Source organism: Micromonospora sp. NPDC047467 (assembly GCF_040643095.1).
Taxonomy (GTDB): Bacteria; Actinomycetota; Actinomycetes; order Mycobacteriales; family Micromonosporaceae; genus Micromonospora.
The window spans coordinates 72,785-87,477 of sequence record NZ_JBEYTO010000004.1; the positions used below are offsets into that span (position 1 = coordinate 72,785).

General features: G+C 72.5%; 16 protein-coding genes and 1 riboswitch. Of the genes, 10 read left to right on the forward strand and 6 right to left on the reverse strand.

Features of this window, described 5'->3' with window-relative positions; all coding sequences use genetic code 11:
- Window positions 1-3 precede the first annotated feature (3 nt).
- From ABZ780_RS12865 to ABZ780_RS12880, 4 genes are all read left to right on the forward strand, one after another.
- Window positions 4-816 carry an isoprenyl transferase gene (locus tag ABZ780_RS12865; protein ID WP_357485935.1) on the forward strand — a complete coding sequence of 271 codons (813 nt, stop codon included), beginning with the start codon at window positions 4-6 and terminating at the stop codon, window positions 814-816.
- A gap of 66 nt (window positions 817-882) precedes the next feature.
- The gene (locus tag ABZ780_RS12870; RefSeq protein ID WP_357012681.1) at window positions 883-1,068 is read left to right on the forward strand and encodes a hypothetical protein; all 186 of its coding nucleotides are present in this window, start codon (window positions 883-885) and stop codon (window positions 1,066-1,068) included.
- Between the two features lie 328 nt (window positions 1,069-1,396).
- Window positions 1,397-1,597, forward strand: a complete 201-nt coding sequence (locus tag ABZ780_RS12875; RefSeq protein ID WP_357485937.1) for a thioredoxin reductase — start codon at window positions 1,397-1,399, stop codon at window positions 1,595-1,597.
- Window positions 1,594-2,355: a pirin family protein gene (locus tag ABZ780_RS12880; protein ID WP_357485939.1), complete on the forward strand. Its 762-nt coding sequence runs from the start codon at window positions 1,594-1,596 to the stop codon at window positions 2,353-2,355. The genes ABZ780_RS12875 and ABZ780_RS12880 overlap by 4 nt, the downstream gene beginning before the upstream one ends.
- 258 nt (window positions 2,356-2,613) lie before the next feature.
- Here ABZ780_RS12880 and gndA read toward each other — a convergent pair whose 3' ends face one another.
- Window positions 2,614-4,056 carry an NADP-dependent phosphogluconate dehydrogenase gene (gene gndA / locus ABZ780_RS12885; RefSeq protein WP_357012685.1) on the reverse strand — a complete coding sequence of 481 codons (1,443 nt, stop codon included), beginning with the start codon at window positions 4,054-4,056 and terminating at the stop codon, window positions 2,614-2,616.
- A 163-nt stretch (window positions 4,057-4,219) separates the two neighbouring features.
- Complete coding sequence (locus ABZ780_RS12890) at window positions 4,220-4,516, reverse strand: MTH1187 family thiamine-binding protein (protein WP_357012686.1); 297 nt, start codon at window positions 4,514-4,516, stop codon at window positions 4,220-4,222.
- A 292-nt stretch (window positions 4,517-4,808) separates the two neighbouring features.
- On the opposite strand from ABZ780_RS12890, the gene ABZ780_RS12895 reads away from it, so the two are divergent.
- A complete protein-coding gene (locus tag ABZ780_RS12895; RefSeq protein WP_357012687.1) occupies window positions 4,809-5,201 on the forward strand; it encodes a hypothetical protein in 393 nt (130 codons plus the stop codon).
- 180 nt (window positions 5,202-5,381) lie between these two features.
- Here the strand turns inward: ABZ780_RS12895 and ABZ780_RS12900 are convergent, their stop codons facing one another.
- The 3 genes from ABZ780_RS12900 to ABZ780_RS12910 form a co-directional block, all read right to left on the reverse strand.
- Complete coding sequence (locus ABZ780_RS12900) at window positions 5,382-6,182, reverse strand: energy-coupling factor transporter transmembrane component T (protein WP_357012689.1); 801 nt, start codon at window positions 6,180-6,182, stop codon at window positions 5,382-5,384.
- A gap of 85 nt (window positions 6,183-6,267) precedes the next feature.
- On the reverse strand, window positions 6,268-7,683 hold the full coding sequence (locus tag ABZ780_RS12905; protein ID WP_357485941.1) for an ABC transporter ATP-binding protein: 1,416 nt from the start codon (window positions 7,681-7,683) through the stop codon (window positions 6,268-6,270).
- A gap of 128 nt (window positions 7,684-7,811) precedes the next feature.
- A complete protein-coding gene (locus tag ABZ780_RS12910) occupies window positions 7,812-8,399 on the reverse strand; it encodes an ECF transporter S component (RefSeq protein ID WP_357485943.1) in 588 nt (195 codons plus the stop codon).
- A gap of 75 nt (window positions 8,400-8,474) precedes the next feature.
- A riboswitch (TPP riboswitch) is annotated at window positions 8,475-8,579 on the reverse strand.
- Between the two features lie 99 nt (window positions 8,580-8,678).
- Between ABZ780_RS12910 and ABZ780_RS12915 the strand changes: the two genes are divergently transcribed.
- From ABZ780_RS12915 to ABZ780_RS12935, 5 genes are all read left to right on the forward strand, one after another.
- The gene (locus ABZ780_RS12915) at window positions 8,679-9,509 is read left to right on the forward strand and encodes an alpha/beta fold hydrolase (RefSeq protein WP_357485945.1); all 831 of its coding nucleotides are present in this window, start codon (window positions 8,679-8,681) and stop codon (window positions 9,507-9,509) included.
- Between the two features lie 23 nt (window positions 9,510-9,532).
- Window positions 9,533-10,339: an AAC(3) family N-acetyltransferase gene (locus ABZ780_RS12920; RefSeq protein ID WP_357012696.1), complete on the forward strand. Its 807-nt coding sequence runs from the start codon at window positions 9,533-9,535 to the stop codon at window positions 10,337-10,339.
- Window positions 10,336-11,085, forward strand: a complete 750-nt coding sequence (locus tag ABZ780_RS12925; protein ID WP_357485946.1) for an SIS domain-containing protein — start codon at window positions 10,336-10,338, stop codon at window positions 11,083-11,085. The genes ABZ780_RS12920 and ABZ780_RS12925 overlap by 4 nt, the downstream gene beginning before the upstream one ends.
- A 104-nt stretch (window positions 11,086-11,189) precedes the next feature.
- Window positions 11,190-11,693 carry a DUF6328 family protein gene (locus ABZ780_RS12930; protein ID WP_357012699.1) on the forward strand — a complete coding sequence of 168 codons (504 nt, stop codon included), beginning with the start codon at window positions 11,190-11,192 and terminating at the stop codon, window positions 11,691-11,693.
- 239 nt (window positions 11,694-11,932) lie between these two features.
- A complete protein-coding gene (locus ABZ780_RS12935; RefSeq protein ID WP_357012721.1) occupies window positions 11,933-13,867 on the forward strand; it encodes an acyl-CoA dehydrogenase family protein in 1,935 nt (644 codons plus the stop codon).
- Window positions 13,868-14,012: 145 nt separating this feature from the next.
- Here ABZ780_RS12935 and ABZ780_RS12940 read toward each other — a convergent pair whose 3' ends face one another.
- On the reverse strand, window positions 14,013-14,621 hold the full coding sequence (locus ABZ780_RS12940) for a hypothetical protein (protein ID WP_357012700.1): 609 nt from the start codon (window positions 14,619-14,621) through the stop codon (window positions 14,013-14,015).
- Window positions 14,622-14,693: the final 72 nt, after the last annotated feature.

Below are 14,693 nucleotides of genomic sequence, written 5' to 3' on the forward strand. Positions count from 1 at the left end.
CGAGTGATCCGATCGAAGAAGGCCGGCCGGCGCGAGCCGACACCACCGACACCGCACCCGTCGGGTGCCCGGCCGCCGGCGCTGCCCACCGAGGCGGTGCCGAAGCACGTGGCCGTGGTGATGGACGGCAACGGGCGGTGGGCCAAGGAGCGCGGGCTGCCCCGCACCAAGGGCCACGAGGCGGGGGAACACAGCCTCTTCGACACCATCGAGGGCGCCATCGAGATGGGCATCCCCTACCTGTCGGCGTACGCGTTCTCCACCGAGAACTGGCGGCGCTCGCCCGACGAGGTCCGGTTCCTGATGGGGTTCAACCGGGACGTCATCCGTCGGCGTCGCGACCAACTGGTCGACCTCGGCGTGCGGGTGGTCTGGTCGGGTCGGCCCGGCCGGTTGTGGAAGAGCGTCATCTCCGAGTTGCAGACCGCCGAGGAGATGTCCCAGGGCAATTCGACGCTGACGCTTCAGTTCTGCGTCAACTACGGCGGGCAGGCCGAGATCGGCGATGCCGCCGCCGCGATCGCCCGGGACGTGGCGGCCGGCCGGCTGGATCCGGCGAAGGTCACCGAGAAGACCGTGGCGAAATACCTCTACCACCCGGAGATCCCGGAGGTGGACCTGTTCCTGCGCCCCTCCGGCGAGGAGCGGATCTCCAATTTCCTGCTCTGGCAGACCGCGTACGCCGAGTTGGTCTTTTTGGACACGCTCTGGCCGGACTTCGACCGTCGTCACCTCTGGTACGCGTGCGAGCTGTACGCCCAGCGGGACCGACGGTTCGGCGGTGCGCTGCCCAACCCGGTCGCCCCGGTGGGCTGAGAGGCTTACCGGCACGTCACAGTGGGTACCAGAAACGTCAGGAGCCACTGACGGAGGTGAACCCACATGATCCAGAAGCGCATTGCACAGTGGGCGGTGATGGCGATCGCGGTGCCAGTGGCCGCGGCCGGTGCCCGCCGCCTCAGCCACACCCTGGAGGCCCGGCGTGGTCCCTCCGGGGCGAGTCGGCTGCTGACCCGGGGTGCCGACCTGATCCGCCCCCAGAAGGCCAAGCGCCGCCGGTTCTTCTAACCCCCGACCCCAACGGCGCCGCCCGCACCCGTGCGGGCGGCGCCGCGCCGCGTCCAAGACCGACCGCCCGCGCCCCGCGCCCCCGTCCCCGCTCGCGCCCCCGACCCCCGACCCAGTCGATCATGGAGTTGTGGTGGCCGATTCAGGTGCTTTCGCGACTTCTGTTCACCACCACAACTCCATGATCGACGCGCTCGGGCGGTGCGGGTTGCCCGTGGGTGGGTGCGTGGGTTTTGCCGGGTGTCGGGGATCGCTGCGGGTAGGGTCCGGAGGTGGCGGGACTGTGGGGGTTGGGGTGGATATGCGGGATCTCCGGTACAAGATGATCATGGCGTTGAACGCGGCCGACCTGGGTGACCCGATCTGCGAACAGGTGGCAGCGATCTGCGCCGAGATCGCCGAGCAGCACTGCGCGGAGTTCGGCCACACGCCCCAACTGCGCACCGGCGAGATCGCCGAGTTGGCCACCGGTGAGCCGGCCCTCACCTGGGCGCCGCCGACCCCCGACGCCGGGCAGCGGGCCTGGTGACCGCGCCCGCACCCGCGGTCGACCTGCGCCGCGCCGAGGACCGCTTCGCCACCCGGATCTCCTGGCTGGATTCGAAGCACTCGTTCTCGTTCTCGCGGCACTACGACCCGGCCAACACCCACCACGGTCTGTTGCTGGTCAACAACGACGACGTGGTCCGCCCCGGCGCCGGCTTCGAGACCCACCCGCACGAGGACATGGAGATCGTCACCTGGGTGCTGCGCGGCTCCCTGGTGCACCAGGACTCCACCGGTCACTCCGGCGTGATCTACCCGGGTCTGGCGCAGCGGATGAGCGCCGGCACCGGCATCCTGCACTCGGAGAAGAACGACGCCTGGCGACTCAACAACCAGGAGCCGCACACCGACCCGGTCCACTTCGTGCAGATGTGGGTGCTCCCCGACGAGGAGGGCGTCGACCCCGGCTACGAGCAACTGGAGATCGAGGACGAGCTGCTCCGTGGCGGCCTGGTGCCGATCGCCTCCGGGATGGACCGCTACGACGGCGCGTCCGCGATCCGGATCCGCAACCGGTACGCCACCCTGCACGCCGCCCGCCTCGCCCCCGGCGACGAGGTCACCCTCCCGGACGCGCCCTTCGTGCACCTGTACGTGCCCAACGGCACGGTGACCCTGGAGGGCAGTGGCCCGCTCGGCACCGGCGACGCGGCCCGACTCACCAGGACCGGCGGACGCCGGGTCACCGCCGCCGAGCCCGCCGAAATCCTCGTCTGGGAGATGCACGCCACCGTCACCTGATCCGCCCCGCCCGACGTCTCCCCGCGAGCCCGTCCCCGCGAGCCCGTCCCCGCGAGCCCGTCCCCGCCCACCCGTCCCCGCGCACCCGTCCCCGCGAGCCCGTCCCCGCGAGCCCGTCCCCGCGATCTTGCACTCGCTGCCCCGGCATGACGGGACATAAGCCGCATCCAGGGGTCCGAAAGTGCAAGATCGCGGGTGGAGGGCGTGCGGGGCGGCGGGGTGGAGGGCGTGCGGGGTGGGGCGGGGTGTGTGTGAGGGCTAGGCGGGGGATTCGGTGCGGTCGCCGGCCCAGGTGGTGTGGAACGAGCCCTCGCGGTCGACCCGCTGGTAGGTGTGTGCGCCGAAGTCGTCCCGCAGCCCCTGGATCAGCGCGGCGGGGAGCCGCTCGGCGCGCAGCGCGTCGAAGTACGCCAGCGACGACGAGAACGCCGGCGTCGGCACCCCGGCCCGGGTCGCGTCGGCCACCACTCGCCGCCAGCTCGGCACGCCGGCGCTGACCGCCTCGGCGAAGTACGGCGCCACGAGCAGCGTCGGCAGGTCGGGCTGCTCGTCGTACGCCTCGCGGATCCGGTTCAGGAAGCGGGCGCGGATGATGCAGCCGCCCCGCCAGATCGTCGCCGTGCCGCCGAGGTCGATGTTCCAGTCGTACTCCTGGCTGCCGGCGCGGATGTGGTCGAAGCCCTGCGCGTACGCGACGATCTTGGAAGCGAGCAGCGCCCGGCGGACATCCTCGACGAACGCGTCCCGGTCGGCCACCTGCCACTTCTCACCGGCGTCCGGGAACGCCCGACGGGCCGCCTCGCGCTGGTCGACGTGCCCGGAGAGCGACCGGGCGAACGTCGCCTCGGCGATCCCGGTGATCGGAATGCCCAGGTCCAGGGCGCTCTGCACGGTCCACCGGCCGGTGCCCTTCTGCTCGGCCCGGTCCTGCACGATGTCCACGAACGGTCGGCCGGTCGCCGCGTCGGTGTGCGCGAGCACGTCGGCGGTGATCTCGATGAGGAACGACCCCAACTCGCCCTCGTTCCAGTCGCGGAAGATCTGCGCGATCTCCGCCGGCTTCGCGCCCAGGCCGGCCCGGAGCAGGTCGTACGCCTCGGCGATGAGCTGCATGTCGGCGTACTCGATGCCGTTGTGCACCATCTTGACGAAGTGCCCGGCGCCGTCCGGCCCGACGTGCGTGCAGCACGGCACACCGTCCACCTGCGCGGCGATCTTCTCGAACATGGGCCCGAGCTTGGCGTACGACTCGTCCGAACCGCCCGGCATGATGCTCGGCCCGAGCAGCGCGCCCTCCTCGCCGCCGGAGACGCCGGTGCCGCTGAAGTGCAGCCCCTTCGCGCGCAGCGCCTCCTCCCGGCGACGGGTGTCGGCGAAGTGGGCGTTGCCACAGTCGACGATGATGTCGCCCTCGTCCAGCAGCGGCACCAACTCGTCGATCACCGCGTCGGTGGGCGCACCCGCCTTGACCATCACGATCACCGCGCGGGGCCGCTCCAGTGACGCCACGAAGTCGGCCATCGACTCGCCAGGCACGAAGGTGCCCTCGTCACCGTGCTCGGCGACGAGGCTGCGAGTGCGCGCAGGCGTTCGGTTGTGCACGGCCACGGTGAAGCCGTTGCGGGCCAGGTTGCGGGCCAGGTTGCGGCCCATCACCGCCAACCCGGTCACGCCGATCTGCGCTGTCGCCTGCTGAGCCATTCGTGCCGCCACCTCTCGCCGTCGTGCAGTCCTGCTGCGACCGTATCGCGGTGCGCGCAGCGTGAGCACACCTGTCAACAGTCGGTCACCGGCCGGTGGCGCTGCGCCCTCGACGCCAGCGGCCAGCCCGGCGGTCGGCCCTCGGGCTCAGCGACCGACGCGATCAGCCCTGGGCCAGGCGGTCCTCCACGTGCGCCACCTTCGCGGTGAGCGCGTCGGTCACGCCGGGCCGCACGTCGGCCTTGAGTACGACGCTCACCCGCGGCGCCTGCGTGGCCACCACGTCGACCGCCCGCTTGACCACCGCCATCACCTCGTCCCACTCGCCCTCGATCGTGGTGAACATGGCGTCGGTCCGGTTGGGCAACCCGGACTCGCGGACCACCCGCACCGCCTCGGCGACCAGGTCACCGACGGACTCACCGACACCGAGCGGGGTTACCGAGAACGCGATAAGCATGCCGCCGATGGTGCCAGGAAATTCGGCTGCGCCGGCGTACGCCCAGCCGATAGTGTTCGGTCATGCGCTACTGACGCCCCACTTCCGAGCCGGCCCGCCGCCCCGCGTCGCGGTCCGTGCGCTCCCGGGCGTCCCGCATCCCCAACTGCCGATTCGCGGCGCTGGTCCTGCCGACCCCGGTGAGCAGTCCCTTCCCCGTTCGACCGCCGCGCCGCGGCGGCCAGCAGCAGCCGATCGACCGACCGCCGGAGCGCGGGACCGGCCGTGACGATCGGCACCGAAGGAGGCCCGGATGCCCGCCAGGAGCAAACCGAAGAAGTCCCGTACCCCCAGAGCGACGCCGCTCGGCATCGACCCGGCGGCCGACCACAGCCCCCTTCCACCCACCCGCCCGGACCTCGGCCTCGCGGTTGAGCCGGTGGTGCCGGCTGGGCCGGCGCTGCCGCTGGGTGAGCCGCAACTGCCGGCAGTGCTGGCTGAGCCGGCGCTGCCGCTGGGTGAGCTGGCACCGCCGGTCGACGTGCCGGCAGCAGTCGACGCGCTGGCGGTGACAGACCTGCCGAAGGCGGCCGGGCGACCGACGGCACCGACGGCCGGGCCGCCGCACGGCGGTGGAGGCCGCTCCGGCAACGGCAAGAGCCAGCAAGCCGGCCAACCACGCCGCTACGCCTTCCGTCGCAGCTGACCGGTCCGCCCCGCCGCGCCCCGGGCGGTGACGCGCCCCGGGCGGTGACGCGCGCCGGGCAGGGACAGCAACATCAGGATGTAGTGGCCTCCCACCTTCAGCGAGGCCACTACATCCTGATGTTGTCCAGATATTGACGGCGGTGCAGGAATTGGCGGCGGTGCGGGGCCGCGAGGGTGGTCAGCCGATCAACGGGCGGAAGGTGCCGAGCAGGACGCTGACGGTCAGAGCACCGCCGGCCAGGGCGCCGGCCCCGGCGATGAGCAGCCAGTCGGCGGGGCCGAAGTGTTGGCGGCGGGCGACGGTACGGGGTGTGTCGGCGTCGAACCCGCGTGCGTCCATCGCGACGGCCAGCCGGGTGCCCCGGCGGATCGCCCCGACCAGCAGCGCGAACGCGGTGGAGGTGAAGAGTCGCAGCTTCGCCACCGGGTTGCGTCCGGCGTCGACGCCGCGCGCCCGCCGGGCCATGCTGATCATCTGCCACTCCTGCCCGAGCAGCGGCACCAGCCGGAACGCGGCCAGCGCTCCGATGGCGAACCGGGGCGGCGCCTTCGCGTTCTGGATCAGCGCGTCGGCAAGGTCGGTGGGGTCGGTGGTGGCGAAGACGATCACGCCGGGCAGGGCCACCGCGAACACCCGCAGCACCAGGCCGAGCGCGGTGAGCAGGACGCCTGTGGTCACCAGCACCGGCCCGACGTCCAGCAGGACTCGGCCGGACCGGTCGGCGGCGAAGAGCACCAGAGTGACCAGGATGCCGGTGGCGCTGAGCAGCAGGGGCAGGGCTCGTCGGGCCAGCACCCGGTAGCGGACGCCGAACAGCGGCAGGACGGCGAGTTCGACCGCGATGGCGATGGCCGGGGCCACCGGGTCCAGGGTGGCCAGCAGGGTGAACGAGAAGATCAGCGCGGCGGCCACCTTCGCCACCGGGTTGCGCCGGGCCAGCGGCGCTCCGGGTGCGGCGACCGACTCGATGCTGATCATCGGATGTCACCCCGGGCGGTCACGGTCGCTCCTGAATCGCGGTGCGGTCGGAGAGCGCCGCCGACGAGGTTGGCGCCCCGGGTGGTCACGGTCGCTCCAGGGTGACGGTGCGGTCGGCGAGCGCGGCGACGAAATCCGCGTCGTGGGTGACCGTGACGACGCCGTGCCCGGCGTCGCGCAGGTCGGCGAAGAGGTCGACCAGTTCCCGCCACGTGCGTCGGTCCTGGCCGAAGGTGGGTTCGTCGCAGATCAACAGGCGTGGCGCGGTGGCCAGGGCGGTCGCCACGCTCAGCCGCCGCGCCTCCCCACCCGAGAGGGTGTACGGGTTGGCAGCGGCGAGCCGGGTCAGCCGCAGCCTGTCCAGCAGGTCCGCCACGGTGTCCTTGACGGTCGAGTCGGGTTGGCCGGTCCGGCGCGGGCCGAGCGCCAACTCGTCGAAGACGGTGCTGGTGACGAACTGGTGCTCCGGATCCTGGAAGACCGACCCGATCCGCCGGGCCAGCGCGGGGGCCCGCCACCGGTGCGGGGGAGTGCGCTGGTCCGAGCCGGCCAGGTCGGCGGACGCGGTCACCCGGCCGGTGCCCGGCTTGAGCAGCCCGCCGAGCAGCAGTGCCAGCGTCGACTTGCCGGCGCCGTTCGGGCCGCGTACGGCGAGTGCCTCGCCGGCGCGTACCGCCAGGTCGGTGGGGCTCAGCCGGGGCGGCAGGCCGAGCCGGTCGGCGGTGATCAGCACCTCCCCGGCGGCGGCGGTGGCTGGCCGGGGCGTGACGGGGTGACCCGGCACCCAGACGCCCTCGGCGGCGAGGGCGGCGCCGTGCGCGGCGAAGACCGCCTCGGGTGGCCCGTCCGCGCGGACCCCGCCGCCGGGTTCCAGGACGACCACCCGGTCGACCAGCGGCAGCGCCTCGGCGACCCGGTGTTCGACCAGGATCAGCGTGGTGTCCGCGTCCAGTGCGCCGGCCACCGCCCGTCGGATCAGGTCGGCGCCGGCCGGGTCGAGGTTGGCGGTCGGTTCGTCGAGCAGCAGCAGGCCGGGGCGCAGGGCCAGTGCGCCGGCCAGGGCGAGGCGTTGCTGCTCGCCGCCGGAGAGTGCGGCGGTGTTGCGGTCCCGGGAGTACGGGAATCCGACGCGACGCAGCGCCGCGTCGACCCGGGGCCAGATCTCGTCGGCGGGTACACCCCGGTTCTCCAGCCCGAACGCGACGTCGTCGCCGCAGCGGGCCATCACCAACTGGGTCTGCGGGTCCTGGAAGACGATGCCGACGCGTTCCCGGTCCTTGCGCGGGTCGAGCCCGTCGATCTCGACGGTGCCCTCCTGCTCGCCGGAGTCCTCCGGCAGCAGCCCGGCCAGGGCGCTGAGCAGGGTGCTCTTGCCGGCCCCCGACGGACCGAGCAGCAGGACCCGCTCCCCGGCCTCCACCCGCAGATCAACCCCGCGCACAGCCCAGGCGCGCCGCCCGGCGTGCCGCCACCCGAACCCCCGCAGCAGAACCTCACCCACCAACCCCACCCCCTCCCACCCCACCCACCCGGCGTCCCACCCCTCGCCCAGGCTGTTGATCAAGAGGTTTGCGTCAGATGACCGTCTCCCGTTGACGCAAACCTCTTGATCAACGCAGCCGGATGGGGTCAGACGAGGGCTCGGTTCCGGCCTGCCGGGAAACGGTCCAGGACGCCGGTGTTGGCCAGGGCCCGGGTCAGCAGCCAGCCGCCGACACCGGCGATCACCGTGGCGCTGACGATGGTGAGCAGCGCGTACGGGATGCGGTAGTTGACCAGCTCGGTCTCGACGTTCCAGACGAAGAAGTCGAACAGCGCCGCGCCGAGGCCGGTCAGCGCGCCGGCCAGTGCCGAGGTCGGCAGCCGGTACGACCGGTAGCGGAAGGCGGCGAAGGCCAACTCGGCGCCGAGACCCTGCACGATCCCCTGGGGGATCACCGTGCCGGCCCACTGGCTGCCCAGCAGCGCGGAGACGACCGCCGCCACCGCCTCGCAGTAGAGCGCCGCGCCGGGCTTGCGGATGACCAGGCCGCCGACCACGGCCGGCATCAGCCAGACGCCGTAGATCAGCGTCTGCGCCGGTGGGAAGAAGGCGAACGCGCCCTCGGTGGCGCTCCAGACCAGGCCCCAGGCCCAGAAGATGACGCCGAAGGCGACTGCGATCACCGAGGCGACCACGATGTCGATGGTCCGCCATCGGTTGGTGGTGTTGTCCATGTTTGCTCCCAGTTCAGTGGAACGAACCAGGAGAAGACGCACGCCGCGCGTCCGGTGGCACCGGACGGCGGCGCGGCTGGAGGTCGACCGAACTCCCTGCGCTGGCATTACCCAGATCAGGTTCGAGGGTCTGCGGGCGTGCCCGCACTCTCAGCGCTGTGCGCTCCCCTGTCGGATGTGAAGTTGTCTCGGTGACGCTAGCACCGACCAGGTGTTACGGCCCAGCAGGAGGGTCTCCGCCCCCGGCCGGCAGGACGCCGGCTGGGTAGGCTCACGATCATGCAGGTCGACGCGCGAGGTCTCACATTCGAGGTACGCACCGGTGGCCCGACCGACGGTGCTCCGGTCCTGCTGCTGCACGGCTTCCCGCAGCACAGCGGCGAGTGGGACGAGGTCGTCCCGGCGCTGCACACGGCCGGACTGCGCACGTACGCGCTGGACCAGCGCGGCTACTCGCCGGGCGCCCGGCCGGAGGCGGTCGCCGCGTACCGGATTCCCGAACTGGTCGCCGACGCGGTGGCCGTGCTCGACGTGCTCGGGCTGGACGCCGTCCACCTGGTCGGCCACGACTGGGGCGCGATCGTGGCCTGGGCGCTGGCCGCCGGGCACCCCGAGCGGGTCCGTACGCTCACCGCAGTGTCCGTGCCGCATCCGGCGGCCATGGCGCACGCCCTCGCCAACGACACCGAGCAGAAGGCCCGCTCGTCGTACATCGCGCTGTTCCGCAAGCCCGGCAAGGCCGAGAAGGTGCTGCTGGCGTTCAACGCGACGGCGCTGCGCAAGATGCTCGGCGGAGTGGGCGACGGGTCCCAGGTGGACCGTTACGCCGGCCCCATGCGCGAGCCGGGCGCCCTCACCGCCGCCCTCAACTGGTACCGGGCCATGTCCCGGGCCGACCTGGCCGCCGTCGGCCCGGTCGCGGTGCCGACCACGTACGTGTGGAGTGACCGGGACATCGCCATCGGCCGGTCCGCCGCCGAGGCCTGCGCCCCCAATGTCAGCGGCGACTACCGCTTCGTACCGCTGCCCGGGGTGACCCACTGGATCCCGGACGCCGCGCCCGGCCCGCTCGCCGAGGCGATCCTGGCCCGGGTCGCCGGAACGGCCTGAGCCGTGCCGATCGAGGGAGCGTCGTGACGACGTACACCGACGGGCCGGGCACCCGCCGCTCGGTCGCCGCGCAGTTGCGCCTGCTGGGCGTACGCCCCGGGTCGACGGTGCTGGTGCACGCGGGCCTGCGCCCGTTGGGCTTCGTCTGCGGTGGGCCGCACGCGGTGGTGCTCGCCCTGCGCGACGCGCTCGGCCCGGACGGCACGATCGTGGTGCCGACCCACACGCCCGACAACAGCGACCCCGCGCAGTGGCGTAATCCGCCGGTGCCGGTGGACTGGTGGCAGTTGATCCGCGCCGAGATGCCGGGCTTCGACCCGGCGGCCACCCCGAGCCGATACATGGGCACGTTCGCCGAGACGGTCCGCTGCTGGCCGGGAGCGCTGCGCAGCGCGCATCCCCAGGTGTCGTTCGCCGCGCTCGGCCCGGCAGCCGAGCAGGTGGTCACCGGGCACAGCCTGGCCGACATGCTCGGCGCGGAATCCCCGCTGGCCCGGCTCTACGACCTGGACGCCGACGTTCTGCTGCTCGGAGTGGACCACAGCGTCAACACGTCGCTGCACCTGGCCGAGTACCGCCGCCCCGCCCCGGCCCGCGAGCGGCTGGGTGCGGCGGTGCGGACGGCCGACGGTGGCCGCGAGTGGGTGTGGTGGCAGGACGTCCGACTCGACGAGAGCGACTTCGGCGCGCTGGGCCGTGACCTGGAGGCCACCGGCGTGGTCCGCGTCGGCGCGGTGGGAGCCGGGACCGCGAGGTTGGTACGCCAGCGGGTGGCGGTCGACTTCGCGGTGCAGTGGATGACCCGCAACCGGACGAGGGAGGACGCATGAGTGTGAGTGCCGACGACTACCTGGCGGTGGTGACCGAGACGATCGCCCGGGTGGCCGCCAGTCAGCGGGAGGCGGTGGGGCGGGCAGCCTACCTGATCGCCGAGGCCGTACACGCCGACGGGGTGGTGCACGCCTTCGGGACCGGGCACTCCGAGGCCCTCGCCATGGAGATCGCCGGCCGGGCGGGTGGCCTGGTGCCGACCAACCGGATCGCGCTGCGCGACCTGGTGCTGATCGGTGGCGAACCGGCCGACCGGCTCGGCCCGCTGTTGGAGCGGGACCCGGCCGTGGCGCACCGCCTCTACGAACTGGCCCCGGTACGGCCCACCGACGTCTTCGTGCTCGCCTCGAACTCCGGGGTCAACGGCGCCATGGTCGAGTTCGCCACGCTGGTCAAGGAGCGGGGGCACGGGCTGGTGGCGATCACCTCCGCGCAGCACTCCGGCCGGATGACCTCCCGCCACCCGTCCGGGCGCAAGCTGAGTGACCTGGCCGACGTGGTGCTCGACAACGGCGCACCGTACGGCGACGCGACACTGCCGCTGCCCGGCGGCGGCGCGGTCGGCGCGGTCTCCTCGATCACGGCGGCGCTGCTGGCCCAGCAGGTCACCGTGGAGGTGGTGGCCCGGTTGCTGGCGGCGGGGGAGCGGCCCCCGGTCTACCTGTCGGCGAACATTCCGGACGGCGACGCGCACAACGCGGAGTTGGAGGCCCGGTACGCGGGCCGGATCCGCCGAGGCTCCTGACCCCCCGCATGTTGTGAGCCTGTTTCGCGCTCGGTCGTGTGGGGCATTGGCGTTGCTGCCGACGGGCAGTGCCGCCGGCAGTAGCGTCTCACCGGAGGTAGCGCGTGTCCAAGGAGACCGAGAAGCAGCGTTGGCAGCGCAACTTCGCCGACCTGCTGCAGGAGTTGCGGGTCGCCCAGACCGGCGTGCAGATCCTCTTCGCCTTCCTGCTGACCCTGCCGTTCAGCAACGGGTTCACCCGGACCAGCGAGTTCCAGCGGGATGTCTACATTGTCGCGCTGCTCTCCGCGGCTGCCGCCACCGCGATGATCATTTCGCCGGTCGCGTTCCATCGGGCGCTGTTCCGGCAGGGGCGCAAGCCGGAGTTGGTCCGCTTCGCCCACCGGATGGCCACCGGCGGGCTCGCCTTCATGCTGATCGCCATGGTCAGCGCGGTGCTGCTGATCACCGACTTCGTGCTGGACCGGCCGGTCGCCTTCCTGCTCAGCGCGTTGGCCGGGCTCTGGTTCCTCACCTTCTGGGCGGTCCTGCCGTTCGCCCGGCGCAACTGGGGTGAGGACGACATCGACGACGAGGATGACGACCCGGAGACGCTCAGCGGCCGTTGAGCGCACCGGGCCGGCGAAAGGCGATCCGCACGCAGCGCTACCCCTTGGTAACAAGCGGGGGTAGCGTGACGGTAGTCGCGCACGTCGACGCAGCCGCACCGAGGTTCGAGGGGGCAGCCGTGACCACGACGCAGAACGGCCGATCGGCATCGGACGGCCCGGACTCCAACCCCGCCCCACCCGCCGGCAGCGCCGGTTCGGGCACCGACGCCGTATCCGACAACGGCACCGCCGGTGGCGTGGCCGCGCCGTTGCCGGCGGAGGCCGGGCAGGTCTCCGAGAGGGAGGCCCGGCAGGTCGCCGAGGCGGCCCGGGAGTCCACGTGGGACCGGCCCAGCTTCGGCAAGGAGTTGTTCCTCGGGCGGTTCCGACTCGACCTGATCGACCCGTGGCCGCGCTCCGACCCGGACGACGTGGCCCGCGCTGACGAGTTCCTCGGTCGGTTCCGCGCCTTCCTCGCCTCCGAGGTGGACGGAGCGGCCATCGAGCGGGACGCGTCCATTCCGGACTCGGTGTTCCACGGCCTGGCCGACCTCGGCGCGTTCGGCATGAAGATCGACCGCAGGTACGGCGGCCTCGGCCTGAGCAACCTGCACTACTGCCGCGCGCTGATGCTGGCCGGCTCGGTCAGCCCGGCCATCGGCGCGCTGCTCTCGGCACACCAGTCGATCGGGGTGCCGCAGCCGCTGAAGATGTTCGGCACCGCGGAGCAGAAGCAGCGCTTCCTGCCCCGGCTCGCCGCCGGCGAGGTCTCCGCGTTCCTGTTGACCGAGCCGGATGTCGGCTCCGACCCGGCCCGACTGGCCACCACCGCCGAACCGACCGAGGACGGCACCGGCTACCGGCTCAACGGTGTGAAGCTGTGGGCCACCAACGGCATCGTGGCCACCCTGCTGGTGGTGATGGCCCGGGTGCCGGCCCGCGAGGGTCGACGCGGCGGGATCACCGCCTTCGTGGTGGAGGGCGACAGCGCGGGCATCACGGTGGAGCGGCGCAACGAGTTCGTCGGCCTGCGCGGCCTGGAGAACAGCCTGACCCGGTTCCACGACGTGGTCGTGCCCGCCGAGAACGTCATCGGCGGCGAGGGCAAGGGCCTCAAGATCGCCCTGACCACGCTGAACACGGGCCGACTCTCGCTGCCGGCCATGTGCGTGGGCGCCGGCAAGTGGGCGTTGAACGTGGCCCGAGGCTGGGCCGCCGACCGGGTCCAGTGGGGTCGGCCGGTGGGCGAGCACGAGGCGGTCGCCCAGAAGCTCTCCTTCATCGCGGCCACCACGTACGGCATGGAGACCATGCTCGACCTCTGCTGCCTGCTTGCCGACGACGACCGCAACGACATTCGGATCGAGGCGGCGCTGGTCAAGCTGTACGCCAGCGAGATGGCCTGGAAGATCGCCGACGAGCTGATCCAGATCCGGGGTGGGCGTGGCTACGAGACGGCCGACTCGCTGGCCGCCCGTGGCGAGCGTGCCGCCGCCGTCGAGCAGATGATGCGTGACCTGCGAATCAACCGGATCTTCGAGGGCTCTACCGAGATCATGCACCTGCTGATCGCCCGGGAGGCGGTCGACGCCCACCTGTCGGTGGCCGGCGACATCATCGACCCGGAGGCGGGGCTCGGCCGCAAGGCCCGCGCTGGTGCCCGCGCGGGCGCCTTCTACGCGAAGTGGCTGCCCACCCTGGCCGTCGGCCGGGGGCAGAGCCCGTCGGCGTACGCCGAGTTCGGTCCACTGGCCGCGCACCTGCGCCAGGTGGAGCGCTCGTCGCGCAAGCTGGCCCGTTCGACGTTCTACGCGATGTCCCGCTGGCAGGGAAAGATGGAGCGCAAGCAGGCGTTCCTGGGCCGCATCGTGGACATCGGGGCGGAGTTGTTCGCCATGTCCGCGGTCTGCGTCCGGGCCTCCGCCGAACGGGACAGCCGACCGGAGAACGTCGAGCTGGCCGACCTGTTCTGTCGGCAGGCGCGGGTCCGGGTGGACGCGCTGTTCGCCGCCCTGTGGGACAACACCGACTCGGTCGACACCGCCGCCGCGAAGCGGATCCTCGCCGGCCGCTACGCGGGTCTGGAGGAGGGTGTGATCACCCCGTCCGACGAGTTGCCCTGGGTGGCCGGCTGGTCGCCCGGCCCGTCGACCGCCGAGGACGTCCGCCGCCGCATCCCGCCGAAGCCGTAGACCGCAGTGCCCGGCCACCGCACCGCAGCCACGCCGGCCGGTGGCGGCAACCGGGTGGTAGATCCACACCAGGTCGCCGATGTGGGGGCATCCGGACGCCCGGACACACCCATGTCGGCGATCTAGAGTGGATCAAGGCCAGGGCTCAGCGGGCTCGGCCGCGCAGGCCCAGTTGGCGCAGCTCCAGCGCGGCCAACGCGTCGACGGTGTCGTCGTCGCCGCGCCGCCACGCCTCGGCCACGTCCGGCGCGATCCGGGTCAGCCGGTCCAGTGGCTGGGTGGCCAACGCGCGCAGGGCGAGCAGGTCCCGGCCAGCCGGTCCGGCGGCCAGTTTCGCGGCCGATCCGGCCCGGCGCATCCACCGCAGCCGCAGGGGCAGCCAACCGAACAGCACCAGCCCGAGCGGAAAGATCAACACCGCGATGGTGAGCGCGAGGGCGAGTTGGTCGACCAGTTGCTGCTGGTCACGGCCGGCGTCGGCGAGCGAGCGGGCGGCGTCGGCCGCGCGCTGGAAGGGCGCGGTCAGCTCGTCACCGACCAGCGGCACCCGGCCGACTTTGCCACCGGCCTCGCCCAGGTTGTCGGCGAGCCCGCTGCCGGCACCCTCCAGCTTCTGCCCGGGTACGGCGAGCTTCTGCACGAGGTCGTGCAGCCAGAGCGCGCCGCGGATCGCGACGTACACCCAGGCGACGACGAGCAGGTCGGTGAGCAACTGGCGGGCGGCGGCCGGAAAGCGATCGGCGTAGATCTTCACGCGGGACAGCGTGCCACGAACGGCCCGACCCGGCACCCGTCGGATCAGCCCTCGGGCGCCGACCGTCGATGC